11 protein-coding genes are annotated in these 15,012 nt (G+C 60.3%); all 11 read left to right on the top strand.

Going from position 1 to position 15,012, the window contains the following annotated elements; translation table 11 throughout:
• Positions 1–135: 135 nt before the first annotated feature.
• Entirely contained in the window at positions 136–837 is a 702-nt protein-coding gene (locus tag KI237_RS22185; protein WP_249410659.1) for an ATP-grasp domain-containing protein, read from the top strand.
• The gene (locus KI237_RS22180) at positions 818–1,495 is read left to right on the top strand and encodes a metallophosphoesterase family protein (protein ID WP_212797063.1); all 678 of its coding nucleotides are present in this window, start codon (positions 818–820) and stop codon (positions 1,493–1,495) included. The genes KI237_RS22185 and KI237_RS22180 overlap by 20 nt, the downstream gene beginning before the upstream one ends.
• Positions 1,496–1,546: 51 nt before the next feature.
• Positions 1,547–2,698, top strand: a complete 1,152-nt coding sequence (gene rffA, locus KI237_RS22175; RefSeq protein WP_212797062.1) for a dTDP-4-amino-4,6-dideoxygalactose transaminase — start codon at positions 1,547–1,549, stop codon at positions 2,696–2,698.
• 175 nt (positions 2,699–2,873) lie between these two features.
• Entirely contained in the window at positions 2,874–3,611 is a 738-nt protein-coding gene (locus KI237_RS22170; protein ID WP_060738660.1) for a flagellar basal body rod protein FlgF, read from the top strand.
• A gap of 49 nt (positions 3,612–3,660) precedes the next feature.
• Complete coding sequence (gene flgG / locus KI237_RS22165) at positions 3,661–4,446, top strand: flagellar basal-body rod protein FlgG (protein ID WP_212797061.1); 786 nt, start codon at positions 3,661–3,663, stop codon at positions 4,444–4,446.
• A gap of 52 nt (positions 4,447–4,498) precedes the next feature.
• The gene (gene flgH / locus KI237_RS22160; RefSeq protein ID WP_212797060.1) at positions 4,499–5,194 is read left to right on the top strand and encodes a flagellar basal body L-ring protein FlgH; all 696 of its coding nucleotides are present in this window, start codon (positions 4,499–4,501) and stop codon (positions 5,192–5,194) included.
• 45 nt (positions 5,195–5,239) lie between these two features.
• Positions 5,240–6,310, top strand: a complete 1,071-nt coding sequence (locus KI237_RS22155) for a flagellar basal body P-ring protein FlgI (protein WP_212800677.1) — start codon at positions 5,240–5,242, stop codon at positions 6,308–6,310.
• A 10-nt stretch (positions 6,311–6,320) separates the two neighbouring features.
• The gene (gene flgJ / locus KI237_RS22150) at positions 6,321–7,625 is read left to right on the top strand and encodes a flagellar assembly peptidoglycan hydrolase FlgJ (protein WP_212797059.1); all 1,305 of its coding nucleotides are present in this window, start codon (positions 6,321–6,323) and stop codon (positions 7,623–7,625) included.
• A 10-nt stretch (positions 7,626–7,635) separates the two neighbouring features.
• Positions 7,636–9,702 (top strand): flagellar hook-associated protein FlgK, encoded by a 2,067-nt coding sequence (gene flgK / locus KI237_RS22145; protein ID WP_212797058.1) that lies wholly within the window; start codon positions 7,636–7,638, stop codon positions 9,700–9,702.
• Between the two features lie 13 nt (positions 9,703–9,715).
• On the top strand, positions 9,716–11,281 hold the full coding sequence (locus tag KI237_RS22140; protein ID WP_212797057.1) for a flagellar hook-associated protein 3: 1,566 nt from the start codon (positions 9,716–9,718) through the stop codon (positions 11,279–11,281).
• 110 nt (positions 11,282–11,391) lie between these two features.
• Positions 11,392–14,973 (top strand): glycosyltransferase, encoded by a 3,582-nt coding sequence (locus tag KI237_RS22135; RefSeq protein WP_212797056.1) that lies wholly within the window; start codon positions 11,392–11,394, stop codon positions 14,971–14,973.
• The last annotated feature ends 39 nt before the right edge of the window (positions 14,974–15,012 follow it).

Genomic DNA, 15,012 nt, shown 5'->3' with positions numbered 1-15,012 from the left:
ATTCGTACAGGCCCCATTGACCGCTGTCCCGGAGTACGGCCAGTGGCTGGGCGACACATTGGCCAGGCACAAGGTTGATCTGCTTATCCCCGGATCGAACAGGACGTCCATTGGCTGTCGGACAACCGAGCGTTGTTGGCGACATTTGATTGTCAGGTCGTGCTCAACAACCAGGAATTGATCGACCTTTCCAAGGATAAGTGGGCAATGGACCAGGCGCTGGTTGCGCTGGGGGATACCAGCCGTATTCCCAGCCTGCTGTCGGGGGATTTTCGCTCGCTCACGGCGGCTTTGGGCCTGCCGTTTCTGCTCAAGCCGCGTAGAAGCTACGCCTCCAAAGGGCTGGTCTGGGTTCGTGAGGAGCGCGACTTTACGCCTCACGCGGCACTGCTCGGTGATTACCTCATGGCGCAACCTATCATTGGCAGCGCGGCCGACGAATTCACCGTGGCGGCGTTTGGCGATGGCAGCGGCGACACCGGTCCGATCATCGCCTTCCAGCGCAAGCTGGCCTCAGACGGTTCCACCGCCAAGGCTTGGGTGTATCAGGATGATTCGCTGGATCAGGTGGTTGGCAGGCTGTGCCGCGCCTTCAAACCGGTGGGGCCGACCAACTTGCAGTTCCGTCGTGGCATCGACGGCTCCTGGAGCCTGCTCGAGATCAATCCGCGAATATCCTCGACCAGTTCGATACGTCGCGCATTTGGCTACAACGAGGCGGCCATGTGTCTGGATCATTACCTCGACGGCAAGGCACCGGGCCGACCTACCCTTCGGAGTGGTTTCGCTGTTCGTTATATAGAGGACTTCATTGTCTATGATCGGGATCATTTCTGACGTACATGGCAATTACAGCGCCCTGCGGACAGTGCTTGACAAGCTTGATGAGCTGGGTGTGTCGCAGATTATCTGCCTGGGCGACACGGCTGGTTATTACAGTCAGGTCAATGAGTGTTGCGAGGCCCTGCGCGAGCGAAACATCTTCTCTGTGATGGGCAATCATGATTGGTATCTGGCCAGGAACGAGCGATGCCCGCGTTCCAATAGCGCCAATGCCTGCCTGGACTATCAACAAGGCATCATCACTGCGCAGAATCTGGCCTGGCTGGGATCGCTCCCGGAGCGCTCGACCCAGCATGAATTAAGCATCGTCCATGGCGGCTGGAACGATCCTCTGGACGAATATGTTCGACCCTCGCAAACGTATTTCGAGCCGTTGCCTGGCCGCTATTTCGCATCAGGTCATACCCATGTCCAGTACTTGTGGAGTGGCGAGGGCAAGGTCTATTGCAACCCCGGTTCAGTTGGTCAGCCGCGTGATGGTGACGCTCGGGCCGCTTTCGCGACCTGGGACGGTGAAACCTTCGCCCTGCATCGGATTGAATACGATATTGATGAAACTCAACAGGCCATGAAGAGGGCCGGATTTACCCCGTACTTCTACGAAAATCTAGAGACCGGTAGTCAGATCGGTGGGCGGATCAGTGCGGTTTGAGGTTTTGCGCTATGCGCCACTAATGTCCATGCCCACCCAGGGAAGTTTGCTATGAGCAACGAAACGATACTCTTCAATCGCCCGTATATGACCGGCAAAGAGCTGGATTACATCGCCCAGGCCAAATTCGGCAACATGCTCGCCGGTGATGGTCCGTTCACCAAGCGTTGTCACCGCTGGCTGGAGTCGCACACGGGTTGCAGCAAGGCATTGCTGACCCACTCCTGTACCGCTGCGCTGGAAATGGCCGCCTTGCTGCTGGACATCCAGCCTGGCGATGAAATCATCCTGCCTTCCTATACCTTTGTCTCCACGGCCAATGCATTTGTGTTGCGTGGCGCGGTGCCGGTTTTCGTCGATATACGTCCTGACACCTTGAACCTGGACGAGCGCCTGGTCGAGGCGGCGATCACAGCACGGACCAAAGCTATCGTGCCTGTCCATTACGCCGGGGTGGCCTGCGAGATGGACACTATCCTGGCTATTGCACGCAAGCATGGGCTGGCGGTGGTTGAAGACGCCGCGCAAGGGGTGATGTCAGCCTATAAAGGCCGAGCCTTGGGCAGTATCGGGGACCTTGGGGCATTCAGTTTTCATGAAACCAAGAACGTGATCTCGGGGGAGGGCGGGGCTTTGCTGGCCAATGACCCTGCAATGGCACTGCGAGCCGAGATCATCCGGGAAAAAGGTACCGATCGCAGTCGATTCTTCAGGGGCGAGGTGGACAAATACACCTGGCAAGAGGTGGGCTCCTCGTTTCTGCCTGGAGAAATGACTGCAGCGTTCCTCTGGGCGCAGTTGGAAGAAGCGCAAGCCATCACCCATCGCCGCCTGGCGATCTGGGACCATTACCATGCCGCCTTGGCGGGGCTTGAGCAGCAAGGGTTGCTTCGTCGTCCGATCGTTCCTGAAAATTGCCAGCACAATGCGCACATGTATTACGTGCTCCTAGCCCCGGGCGTGGAGCGCCAGGCTGTTCTCGAGGCACTCAAGAGCCACGCAATCTATGCGGTGTTCCATTACGTGCCGCTGCATTCATCCCCCGGTGGAGCGCGCTACGGGCGTGTGCATGGCGCAATGGATATTACCGATGGTTATTCCGAGCGGCTGTTGCGTTTGCCGCTATGGCTTGGTCTATCGGCAGATCAACAAGACCGGGTGGTAGATGTGCTCGGCGGTGCTTTGGCAGCCCTTGCCACTTAGCGGCATAACACCGCCGGTTTTTCGACTTCGACACAATTGCGCATTAGCCTCCGCACCCCCCAGAGCCCTTTGTTTTCCGGGCCTGGGCCCGCCAGAAAAAAGTTGGTCTGCAAATTGCTTAAGACTGTGCAACACAGCAGTGGGCGGCAAACGTCCGGCATGCAGAGGAACGACAGTGGACAAGTACCTTTATGTGGCAATGACCGGCGCCAGCCAGAACGCACTGGCACAGCGGGCTCATGCCAACAACCTGGCGAACATCTCCACCAACGGCTTTCAGAAAGACCTGGAGCAGGCGCGCTCGATGCCGGTGTTCGGCGACAGCTTTCCGGCGCGGGCCTTTGCCCTGTCCGAACGGCCTGCGACTGATTTCACTCCGGGTGCGCTGGTGGAAACCGGTCGTGACCTCGACGTCGCGGTGAGCGGGCCGGGCTGGATGGCCGTGCAGAACCCCGACGGCGGTGAAAGCTACGTGCGCACCGGCAGCCTCAATGTCGACGCCCTGGGCGTGTTGCGCGCCGGCAACGGCATGCCGGTGATGGGCAATGGTGGTCCGATCGCCGTGCCGCCAGAGCAGAAAATCGAAATCGGCCAGGACGGCACCATCAGCATCCGCGCCATGGGCGAAGGCCCGCGGGTGATGGCTGAAGTGGACCGCATCAAGCTGGTCAACCCGGACCTCAAGAACATGACCAAGGGCCTGGACGGTTCGATCCGGACCAAGGACGGCCAGCCGGCGCCCATCGACGCCAACGTGCAGTTGGTGTCGGGTTTCCAGGAAGCGAGCAACGTCAATGCCGTGGATGAGATGACCTCGGTGCTGGCCCTGGCCAAGCAGTTCGAGCTTCACGTCAAGATGATGAACACCGCCAAAGAAGGCGACGAGGCCATGGCTCGGGTCTTGCAGATCTAACCATTAACTAAAGCGTCGCGCCGAAAAACAGGCGTACGAGGAGAATCGAATGCTTCCGGCTCTATGGGTTGCCAAAACAGGTCTGTCCGCCCAGGACACCAACCTGACGACCATTTCCAACAACCTGGCGAACGTTTCGACCACGGGTTTCAAGCGTGATCGCGCCGAGTTCCAGGACCTGCTGTATCAAATAAAACGCCAGCCTGGCGCCCAGTCGACCCAGGACAGCGAACTGCCGTCGGGCCTGCAAGTGGGTACCGGTGTACGCATTGTCGGCACGCAGAAAAACTTTAACGCCGGCAGCCTGCAAACCACCGAGCAGCCGCTGGACATGGCCATCGACGGTCGCGGTTTCTTCCAGATCCTGCAGCCGGACGGCACCACGTCCTACACCCGTGACGGTACCTTCCACCTCGACTCCAACGGCCAGATCGTCAACGCCAGCGGTTTCGCCCTGGAGCCGGCCGTCATCATCCCGAACGATGCCCAGACCTTTACCGTGGGCCGTGACGGCACCGTATCCATCACCGTGGCGGGCAACCCGGCCGCCCAGGTGATCGGCAACCTGCAGACCGCCGACTTCATCAACCCGGCCGGCCTGCAAGCGGTGGGCAACAACCTGTTCCTGGAGACCGCTGCCAGCGGCGCGCCGCAGATCGGCACCCCGGGCCTGAACGGTTTCGGCACCACGCTGCAGAACACCCTGGAAACCTCCAACGTGAGCACGGTTGAAGAGATGGTCAACATGATCACCACCCAGCGCGCCTACGAGATGAACTCCAAGGTGATCTCCACCGCCGACCAGATGCTTTCGTTCGTTACGCAGAATCTGTAATCACTTCTATAGGGCGGCCTCAAAGCCGCCTGCAACACCGAGAGGTAGGGTCATGAAACGCTTTGTATTTGTACTGGCACTGAGTGGAGTCACCGCGCTCGCCGGCTGCGTCGGGCCAACTCCCAGGCCCAATGACCCGTATTACGCCCCGGTGTTGCCGCGCACGCCGTTGCCGGCTGCGGCCAACAATGGCTCGATCTACCAGGCCGGTTTCGAACAGAACCTGTACAGCGACCGCAAGGCCTTCCGGGTCGGTGACATCATCACCATCACTCTGAATGAGCGGACCCAGGCCAGCAAGAACGCCAACTCGCAAATGGACAAGACCAGCAACACCAGTGTCGGCCTGACGTCGTTGTTCGGTTCCAGCCTGACCACCAACAACCCGATCGGTGGCAACGACCTGAGCCTCAACGCCGGGTACAACTCTGATCGGGCCACCAAGGGTGACAGCAAGTCCGGCCAGAGCAACAGCCTGACCGGCTCTATTACCGTGACCGTCGCCGATGTGTTGCCCAACGGCATCATCGTCGTGCGCGGCGAGAAGTGGCTGACGCTCAACACCGGTGACGAGCTGGTGCGCATCGCCGGCATGGTTCGCGCCGACGACATCGCCACCGACAACACCGTTTCCTCGACCCGTGTGGCCGATGCGCGCATCACTTACTCGGGCACCGGTGCCTTTGCCGATGCGAGTCAGCCGGGTTGGTTCGACCGTTTCTTCCTCAGCCCGAAGTTCCCTTTCTAGGTGGCCCAGTTGAATCTTAAGCAGCTGTTGATCGGTGCCCTGGTGATGTCCGCGGCCTTTAGCGCTCAGGCCGAGCGTTTGAAGGACATCGCCAGCATTTCCGGCGTGCGTTCCAACCAGTTGATCGGCTATGGCCTGGTCGTGGGGCTGAACGGTACCGGTGACCAGACCACCCAGACCCCGTTCACCCTGCAGACCTTCAACAACATGTTGTCGCAGTTCGGCATCAAGGTGCCGGCCGGTTCCGGCAACGTCCAGTTGAAAAACGTCGCGGCGGTGTCGATCAGTGCCGATCTGCCGGCGTTCGCCAAGCCTGGCCAACAAGTGGATATCACCGTCTCGTCCATCGGTAACTCCAAGAGCCTGCGCGGTGGCACCTTGTTGCTGACGCCGCTCAAGGGTATCGACGGCAACGTCTACGCCGTCGCCCAGGGCAACCTGGTAGTGGGCGGTTTCGATGCCGAGGGCCGCGACGGTTCGAAGATCACCGTCAACGTTCCGTCGGCCGGTCGAATCCCTGGCGGTGCGTCGGTGGAACGTGCGGTGCCGAGCGGTTTCAACCAGGGCAACAGCCTGACGCTGAACCTCAACCGTTCCGACTTCACCACCGCCAAGCGCATCGTCGACAAAATCAACGACATGCTGGGCCCAGGCGTGGCCCAGGCCCTCGACGGCGGCTCGATCCGCGTCACCGCGCCACTGGATCCGAGCCAGCGGGTCGACTACCTGTCGATCCTGGAAAACCTTGAGGTCGACCCGGGCCAGGCGGTGGCGAAAGTCATCATCAACTCGCGCACCGGTACCATCGTGATCGGCCAGAACGTCAAGGTATCTCCGGCCGCCGTGACCCACGGCAGCCTGACCGTGACCATCACCGAAGACCCGATCGTCAGCCAGCCGGGCCCGTTGTCCAACGGCCAGACCGCCGTGGTGCCGCGCTCGCGGGTCAATGCCGCCCAGGAAGCCAAGCCGATGTTCAAGTTCGGCCCGGGCACCACCCTGGATGAAATCGTCCGGGCGGTGAACCAGGTCGGCGCTGCACCAGGCGACTTGATGGCGATCCTCGAAGCCTTGAAGCAGGCCGGCGCGTTGCAAGCCGACCTGATCGTGATTTGAGGGACGAGCCATGGATATGCGCAAGGGCGCTTTGACCAGCGGGGATTCGGGTTCCTATTCCGACCTGAACCGCTTGAACCAGCTCAAGGTTGGCGACAAGAACAGCGACGGCAACCTGCGTAAAGTGGCGCAGGAATTCGAGTCGCTGTTCCTCGGCGAAATGCTCAAGTCCATGCGTTCGGCCACAGAGGCCTTGGGCAAGGACAACCCCATGAATACGCCCGAGGCCAAGCAGTACCAGGAAATGTACGACCAGCAGTTGGCCGTTTCCATGTCCCGCGAAGGCGGTGGTATCGGCCTGGCCGATGTGCTGCTGCGCCAGATGTCCAAGAACAAACCACTGGCACCCGGTGAGGCCGCGACGTTGTCGGCGGCCAAACAGCAAGAGGCCTTGGACAAGGTCGCCAAGGCGCCAGTGCCGACACCGGTGGCTGCCGGGACCCTGCCTGGCGACGGTCCGTTGTCGCGTACCAATGGCCAGCGCCCGTTGTGGGCGTCGCGTGCCGTGAGTGCGCCGCAAGGGGCCGAAGGCGTCCACCGCAACGACATGGAATTGCTCAACCAGCGCCGCCTGGCCCTGCCGCCGAAACTGGCCGATCGCCTGCTCGCCGGGCTGGTGCCTTCGGCGGCGGCCAATACCGATGTGCCTGCGCAGAACCTGCTGCCGGATCGTGCCGTCGCCGCCGTCAAGCCAGCGACTGGCGAACTGGGCAACGGCGATTGGCTGGCCGCGCTCAAGGCCGCCGATTCCAAACCGGATATGCAGGTCTATGGCCGTGCTGTCGCGCAGCCGCCACTGGCTCCGGCCCGTAAAGCCTTCCGCGATGCGGACGAGTTCGTCAACGCCATGCTGCCAATGGCCAAGGAAGCCGCCGACCGCATCGGCGTCGACCCACGCTACCTGGTGGCCCAGGCCGCCCTGGAAACCGGTTGGGGCAAATCGGTCATGCGCCAGCCCGATGGCAGCAGCAGCCACAACTTGTTCGGTATCAAGGCCAGCGCTAATTGGAAGGGCGATTCGGCGCGAGCGATCACCAGCGAATTCCGCAATGGCGCGATGGTCAAGGAGACGGCCGAGTTCCGTTCCTACGCCTCGTATCGCGACAGCTTCCACGACTTGGTCAACCTGTTGCAAAGCAACAGTCGCTATCAAGATGTGTTGAAGTCTGCCGATAACCCGGAACAGTTTGTACGCGAGTTGCAGAAAGCCGGTTACGCCACCGATCCGCACTACGCCAGCAAGATTTCGCATATAGCCCGGCAGATGACGAGTTATCAAAACTACGCATCGGCAGGCGCCACCACGACTTTATAAGGTCTGAACCATGAGTTTGCTCAATATAGGGATGTCGGGTCTGTCAGCAAGCCAGACTGCGTTGGTGACCACGGGTAACAACATCGCCAACGTCGATACCGCCGGTTATTCGCGCCAGCAGACCGTGCAGACCACCAAGGCGTCGAACCAGTACGGCAACGTGTTCATCGGTTCCGGTACGACCCTGGCCGATGTGCGTCGGGTGTATAACTCATTCCTTGAAGCACAACTGAAAACCACCACATCGCTCAACAGCGACGCGGCGGCCTATCAGGGGCAGATCACGCCACTCGACTCCCTGTTGTCGGACAGCGGCACCGGCCTCAACGGGGCGCTGACCAAGTTTTTCGCCTCGGTGCAGAACGTCAACGCCAAGCCGGGTGACGATGCATCCCGTCAGTTGCTGCTCAGCGATGCGCAGGCCCTGAGCAACCGTTTCAATTCGGTTGCCAACCAGCTGACGGAGCAGAGCCAGAACATCAATGGCAACCTGTCGAACATGGTCGAGCAGGTCAATAATCTGGCGGCCACCGTTGCGCAGTTGAACAAGAAAATCGCCGAAGTCTCCAACGCCGGCGGTGCTCCCAACGACCTGCTCGATGCCCGCAGCGAAACCATTCGCCAGCTCTCGACGTTCACCGGCACGCAGGTTGTCGAGAACGGCAGCAGCCTGGACATCTACCTGGGCTCCGGCCAACCGTTGGTGATGGGCAACATCGTCAATACCCTGCAAGCGGTGCCGGACAAGAACGATCCGGGGCGCATTGGCATCCAGCTCAACAGCGGTTCCAGTTCCATGGACCTGACGTCGGTGCTCACCGGTGGCGAAATCGGTGGCCTGATGCGCTACCGCAGTACTGTGCTTGACCCGGCCATGAACGAGCTGGGTCGCGTGGCCCTGGTGGTCGCCGACCAGATGAACAAGGTCCAGGCCTCGGGCATCGACATGAACGGGGCCTTCGGTTCCAACCTGTTCACTAACATCAACAGCGCCGCGCAGATCAGCCAGCGCAGCGTTGCTTCCTTGAACAACAGCGCCGGCTCCGGCAACTTCAATATCGCCATCACAGACTCCGGCAAGCTGACCACCAACGACTACAAGGTGACGTTCACCAGCGGCACGGACTACACCGTCCAGCGCCTGCCCGACGGCACCTCGATGGGCGCGTTCAACACCGCGACCACGCCGCCGCCGGTGATCGACGGTTTCTCGATGACCTTCGCCAACGGCACTGCGGCCGCCGGCGACACGTTCAAACTCACGCCGACCCGCAACGAGGCGGCCAACATCAAGACCGAGATGACCGACTCCAAGCGGCTGGCGATGGCCGCGCCGTTGGGCGCCGCCATCGTGCCGGGAGGCAGCGGTACGCTGACCATCCCGGCCAGCGGCCAGCCGAGCATGACCACCAAGCTGGACATCTACGATGCGGCCACCACGACCATCATCCAGAGCGGCATCAAGAACTCCATGCCGGTCAAGGTGGTGTTCGGCGCGACGTCCGCCGATGGCACCAGCCAGGCTTATCAGTTGCTCGATGCCAAAGGTGTCCAGATCAGCAATGGCACGATCAAGCCGGGCGAAAGCAACACCCTGAGTCTGAGTGTTCCGCTCAAGGACGCGAGTGGCAACCCGATCATGGATTCGTCCGTACCGCCGGTACAACGCACCGTCGCGTTTGACATGTCCATTGCCGGTGCTCCATCCAACGGAGCCTCGATCAATGTCAGCCTCAGCCAGGCCGGTAGCCTGGACAACCGTAACGGTACGGTCCTGGCCGGCTTGCAGACCGCCAAGACCGTAGACACCGGCTCGTCCAGCAAGGGTATTTCCCTGAACGATGCCTACGGCAAGCTGGTGGAAGGCGTCGGCGCCAAGGCCGCCCAGGGCAAGCTCGACAGTGCCGCCACTGGCGCGATCCTGAACAACGCCAAGACCGCCCGCGATTCGTTGTCGGGTGTGGACCTGGATGAAGAAACCGGCAACCTGGTCAAGTTCCAGCAGTACTACACCGCGTCTTCGCAGATCATCAAGGCTGCGCAACAAATTTTCAGCACACTGATCAACAGTCTTTAAGGAGCCGTAGCCCATGCGCATTTCCACTTCTCAGTTTTACGAAAGCACGGCTGCGAACTACCAGAAGAACTTCGCCAAGGTGGTCAAAACTAGCGAAGAGGCCAGCAGCCTGGTGCGGGTGAACACCGCCGCCGATGATCCGGTGGGTGCTTCGCGTCTGCTGCAGTTGGGCAACCAGGCTTCGATGCTGTCCCAATATGAAGCCAACGTCACCACCATCAAGGCGACCCTGGGCACCACCGAAGCGGTCATGACCAGCATCGGCAACGTGCTGCAGCGCGCCAAGGAATTGGCCGTCAGTGCTGGTAACGCCGCCTATACCGATGCGGACCGTAAAGCGGTCGCTTCGGAACTGGGGTCGATCGAAGATCAGTTGCTGAGCTTGATGAACACCAAGGATGAAAACGGCAAATATATCTTTTCCGGATCCAAAGGCGACGTCGTACCGTTCACCCGCAACGGCGATGGCACCTACAGCTATAACGGCGACCAGGTGACCCTGGACCTGCCGATCGGCGACACCATGTCGATGGCCACCAACAGCACCGGCTGGGAAGTGTTCCAAACATCCGTCAACACCAGTCGCACCCAGGTCACCATGACCGCGCCGGCAGTGGATGATGGTCGCGTGGTGTTGACCAGCGGCCAGGTGTCGTCCAGCGTGACCTACAACAGCCAGTTCCGCAGTGGCGAACCGTATACCGTGGAATTCGCCAGCGGTACCCAGTTGAAAATCACCGATTCGAGCGGCAACGACGTGACCGCCGAAGCCAGCAAGGGCGGTGTCATCGAGCCTAGTAACCAGATCGGGCAGACGGTGAGCTTTCGCGGCGTCGACCTGACCTTGAACGTCAACCTTCATGCGGGCGACGTTGCCGGCACGATCTTGCCCGGCCACACGTTCACCCTGGCTGCTAAGCCCGACTCGTTCACTCCGGCCCGCAGCCCGGGCAACACCACCGCGACCCAGATCACCGGCAGCGCGATCACCAATCCGACGGCCTACCACGCCAGTTTCCCAACGGGGGCGGCGGTGCTGAAGTTCACCAGTGCCACGGATTTCGACCTGTACGCAGCGCCCTTGAACGCTGATAGCAAACCGGTGTCCAGCGGCACCCTGGCGGGCAACGTTGCCACCGCATCCGGCGTGAGTTTTACGCTCAATGGCGCCCCGGCCGCCAACGATCAGTTCAGCATCGCGGTCAATACCCACGAGACGCAGAACGTCCTGGACACCGTGAACCAGTTGCGCACAGCTTTGAACACGCCAGCCGATGGCGACAACATCGCCATTCAGAAACTGAATGCGTCACTGGCTTCGGCTATCGGTAACCTGGCCAGCGGCACTGACCATTTGACCAGTGCGTTGAGTTCGGTCGGTGGTCGTGGCCAGTCGCTCGATACCCAGAGCGATACCAATCAGAGCTTTGTCCTCGCCAACTCGCAGACCCAGTCGGCGATTCGTGATTCCGACCCGGCCGAAGTGATGACGCGCCTGACCTTGCAGCAGACTATGCTTCAAGCGTCGCAGTTGGCGTTCAGCAAGATCGCTCAATTGGGACTGTTCAACAAAATGTGATCCAGGGCAGGGGCCGTGACGTTATAAGCGGTCCCTGACCCGTTCCTTTATACGATTCAGGACGTCCTGCTCTCGCCTGAGTTGGCGCCCACCGGTTGAGAGCCAAGCGTGTGAAATCAGCTCCTCTTGTCAGCATTGCCATCCCCGCGTACCACCCACGATTTTTCCGCCTCGCCTTGCAAAGCGCGCTCGAGCAGACCTACGAGAACCTGGAGATTGTCATCTGCGACGATTGCCGCAGCGATGAAATCGAGCAGATCGTCCAGGAACTGAGCGTCGGCGCCAATGTGTCGGTGCGCTACCTGCTCAACCCGGCCCGGCTGGGGTTCCAGCAGAATCTGTTGCGCTGCCTTGAAGAGTCCCGTGGCGAGTTCATCAAGTTCCTGTGCGATGACGATCAGTTGTTGCCGTTCTGCGTCAGTCAACAGGCGTCCATCCTGCAAGAGCATGCCCAAGTATCGCTGGTGATCAACAAACATCATTTAATCGATGCAGGCAACTATGCCTTGCCGATCCGCGTTGAAAACACTGGTATCACGCAGTTCGATGCGTTGTTCAACGGCAACGACATGCTGGCGTATTTTGAAAAAACCACCCGTAATATTCTCGGCGGTTTGAGTGGCGCATTGATGCGGCGAACAGATGTCGAGGCCTTGCTGCCAGCGTTGGCGCGACCCGGTGAAGGCTTCGAAGCTGTCCTCGATTTTGCCTTGTTCATCTGCCTATTGCGCCGGGGTAATATGGTCCAGCTTTACGCCGAGGGAAGTGGCCAGCGGTTGCATCCGGAGCGCCTGGCCAGTCAGGCCAAGATGCTTGAGGCGGCCACGGTGGAGCTGACATGGCTCAAGGAAATGCTGGCCCAGCGCAGTGGCGAGCCGGCGCCCGCCAGTGGCTGGGTGCGTTACCAGCCGCTGGGGCAGCCCAAGGAGCCAGGAGCGCCCGAGTGGGAAGAAATCAACGTCTATTCGGTCATTGCGACTCGCCAGGGCGTCATCGGCTCGCAAGTCGGCACTGACATTGAAAGCTACGCAGACCTCTATGCCCAGTGGTTGACGTGCCGACGTTTCAGTCCATTGCGCAAGCAAGTCTTGTCCCGGCAGATCGCCCGCTGGGCCTATCGGCCGATGATCGTTCCCGTCATCATTGATGAGCAGGACGATCCTCATGCGCTGGGTATTACCCTGCAGAGCATCGCGGCCCAAGCCTATGCCTGCGAATCGGTGCTGCTGTTGTCCAATGGGCGCCAGGCTGTGGACAACCATGTCCTGCGTCTTGGCCTGCAAGCGGACTGGGCGCAGCAGCTCAATGGGCTGTTGCCTCAACTGGATGGCGCCGACTGGTTCTACCTGCTGCGTGCCGGCGATCGCTTGACCGAGTCTGCGCTCCTGATCATGGCCGACCGGATTGTCAGCTCGCCGGCTGCTGCCTGTCTTTACAGCGATGAAGGTGCGCTGGTGGATGAAAAGTCGGTGGAGCCGATCTTCAAACCCGACTTCAATCTCGACCTGATGCGCGGTTATCCCTACGTCGGTCGGACACTGGCTTTCGAGCGTGCCCGATTCCTGGCCTCGGATGGATTCGATCCGAGCCTGGGCGAATTGGCGCCCCATGACTGGATCTGGCGACTGGTGGAAACGGATGGGCCGCAGGTCATTGGTCACATTCCGGAAGTCCAGGTCGAGTCGACGTTTTCGTTTGCCCAGTGGCTGTCGTTACCTGAGGTCATCGAGCAAAACACCCGCCTGATCGAAGCTCATCTACAGCGTATCGGTGTGCCGCACCGGCTTCACCCTGGGCCGCTCCTGGCGTTGATCCCGCGCATTGAATACCTGTTCGCCGAGCGACCACTGATTTCGATCATTATCAGCGTCAAGGATGACCTGAGCGCGCTGGAGCGTTGCGTCAACAGCCTGATCAGCACGACCGCGTATCCGCATTACGAAATCATCATCGTCGATAACGCCAGTGAAAACGCCGAGCTGCAACATTGGCTCCGGGCCATGGGCGAGTTGGGCAGTGAAACGTTGCGCATATTCTTGCACCCGGGAAGCGACAGCGAAGCGGTGATCCGCAATTTCGCCGCGCAACAGGCCCGCGGCGAATACCTGTTGTTGCTCAACCCCAATTGCATCGTGCTGGAAGCCACCTGGCTGGAAGAACTGCTCAATCATGGGCAACGTCCCGAGGTCGGTATCGTGGGGCCTCGCACACTCAGCCAGCAGGGCCGGGTCATCGATTCCGGCATGATCATGGGCCTGGGTGGGTTGGCGGGCAGGGCCTTCGTCAACGAATCGGTAACGTCTGGCGGCTATATGCAACGCTTGCAGACGGTGCAGAACTGGAGCGCTGTCGGCGATCACTGCCTATTGGTGCGCAAGCAAGTTCTGGAAGAGGCCGGTGGGTTCGATGAGTCGATCACCACGCAGCGCATCAACTCCCTGGAGTTATGCCAGCAGGTCGGAAAAAACGGTTACCTGATCGTTACCACACCCTACAGTGATGTGGTGCTGGCCGCCGGTGTGGAAGCCAGTCGCGACTCTTCGTGGAAGCAGCGGCTGGAGCTGGAGCAAGAGGCGTTTTATCAGCGCTGGTTGCCCAGGATCGCCAATGATCCGGCCTACAACCGCAACCTGACCCTGACCGGGAAAAGCTTCAGCCTGGAGCCCGGACCACGCACCGGCTGGAATCCGTTGATTACCCGCAACGTCCCGTCGATCCTGGGGATGGCGGTCAATACCTCGGCGGTGGGGCACTACCGGGTCAGCCAGCCGCTGTTCGAACTGGAAGCGGCAGGGCGAATCGTGGGGCGTGTTGCCTACGACACGCCTTCGATCATCGACATCGAGCGCCAGTCGCCGGATGTGATCATCCTTCAGGGTCGCTATAACGTAGGTAAGTTCAAGGACATCGGCCAGGTCAAGACTTACTCCAACGCCATGCGCATCTACGAATTGGATGACTACATCGCCAAGGTCCCGGAAAAAAACGAACACCGCCGCAACATGCCGGACAACCTCGAAGACTTGCTGCGTCAAGGGATCGGCCTGTGTGATCGGGTCGTGGTGTCCACCCATCCGTTGGCAGACGTTTTGTCGAGCATGCACCACGATATCCGCGTGGTGCCCAACATGTTGGCTGCCGGCCTGTGGCACCAGCTCAGAAGCCAGCGTGCCACCTCCAGCAAGCCGCGTATCGGTTGGGGCGGTGGCACCAGCCACCGTGGCGACCTGGAGCTTATTGCCGATGTCGTTCGGGAACTGGCCGACGAAGTCGAATGGGTGTTCTTCGGCATGTGTCCGGATCTGCTCAAGCCCTATATCCATGAGTTTCATCCGGGCGTGAGCCTGTCGACTTACCCGGCGAAGCTTGCCAGCCTGAATCTCGACCTGGCCTTGGCGCCGCTGGAGTTTCATATTTTCAACGACTGCAAAAGCAACCTTCGCCTGTTGGAGTATGGTGCGTGTGGTTATCCGGTCATTTGTTCGGATACTGAAGCTTACCGGGGGCATCTGCCTTGCACCCGGGTTCTCAGCAACAGCACCGAAGAATGGCTGGAGGCCATCCGTATGCACCTGGCGGACCCGATTGCCAGTTACCGGATGGGCGACGAATTACGTGAAGTGGTGCTGCGCGACTTTATCTTGCGCGGCGATAACCTGCAGTACTGGGCCAATGGTTGGCTACCGGATTGATGAGTTTCAACCGCGAAACTCCCGGTGTCGCTGAAACGG

Source organism: Pseudomonas sp. St316 (assembly GCF_018325905.1).
In the GTDB taxonomy this organism is placed as follows: Bacteria; Pseudomonadota; Gammaproteobacteria; order Pseudomonadales; family Pseudomonadaceae; genus Aquipseudomonas.
Note: the sequence above shows the minus strand (reverse complement) of the source record. Positions and strands in the feature narration are given on the sequence as shown.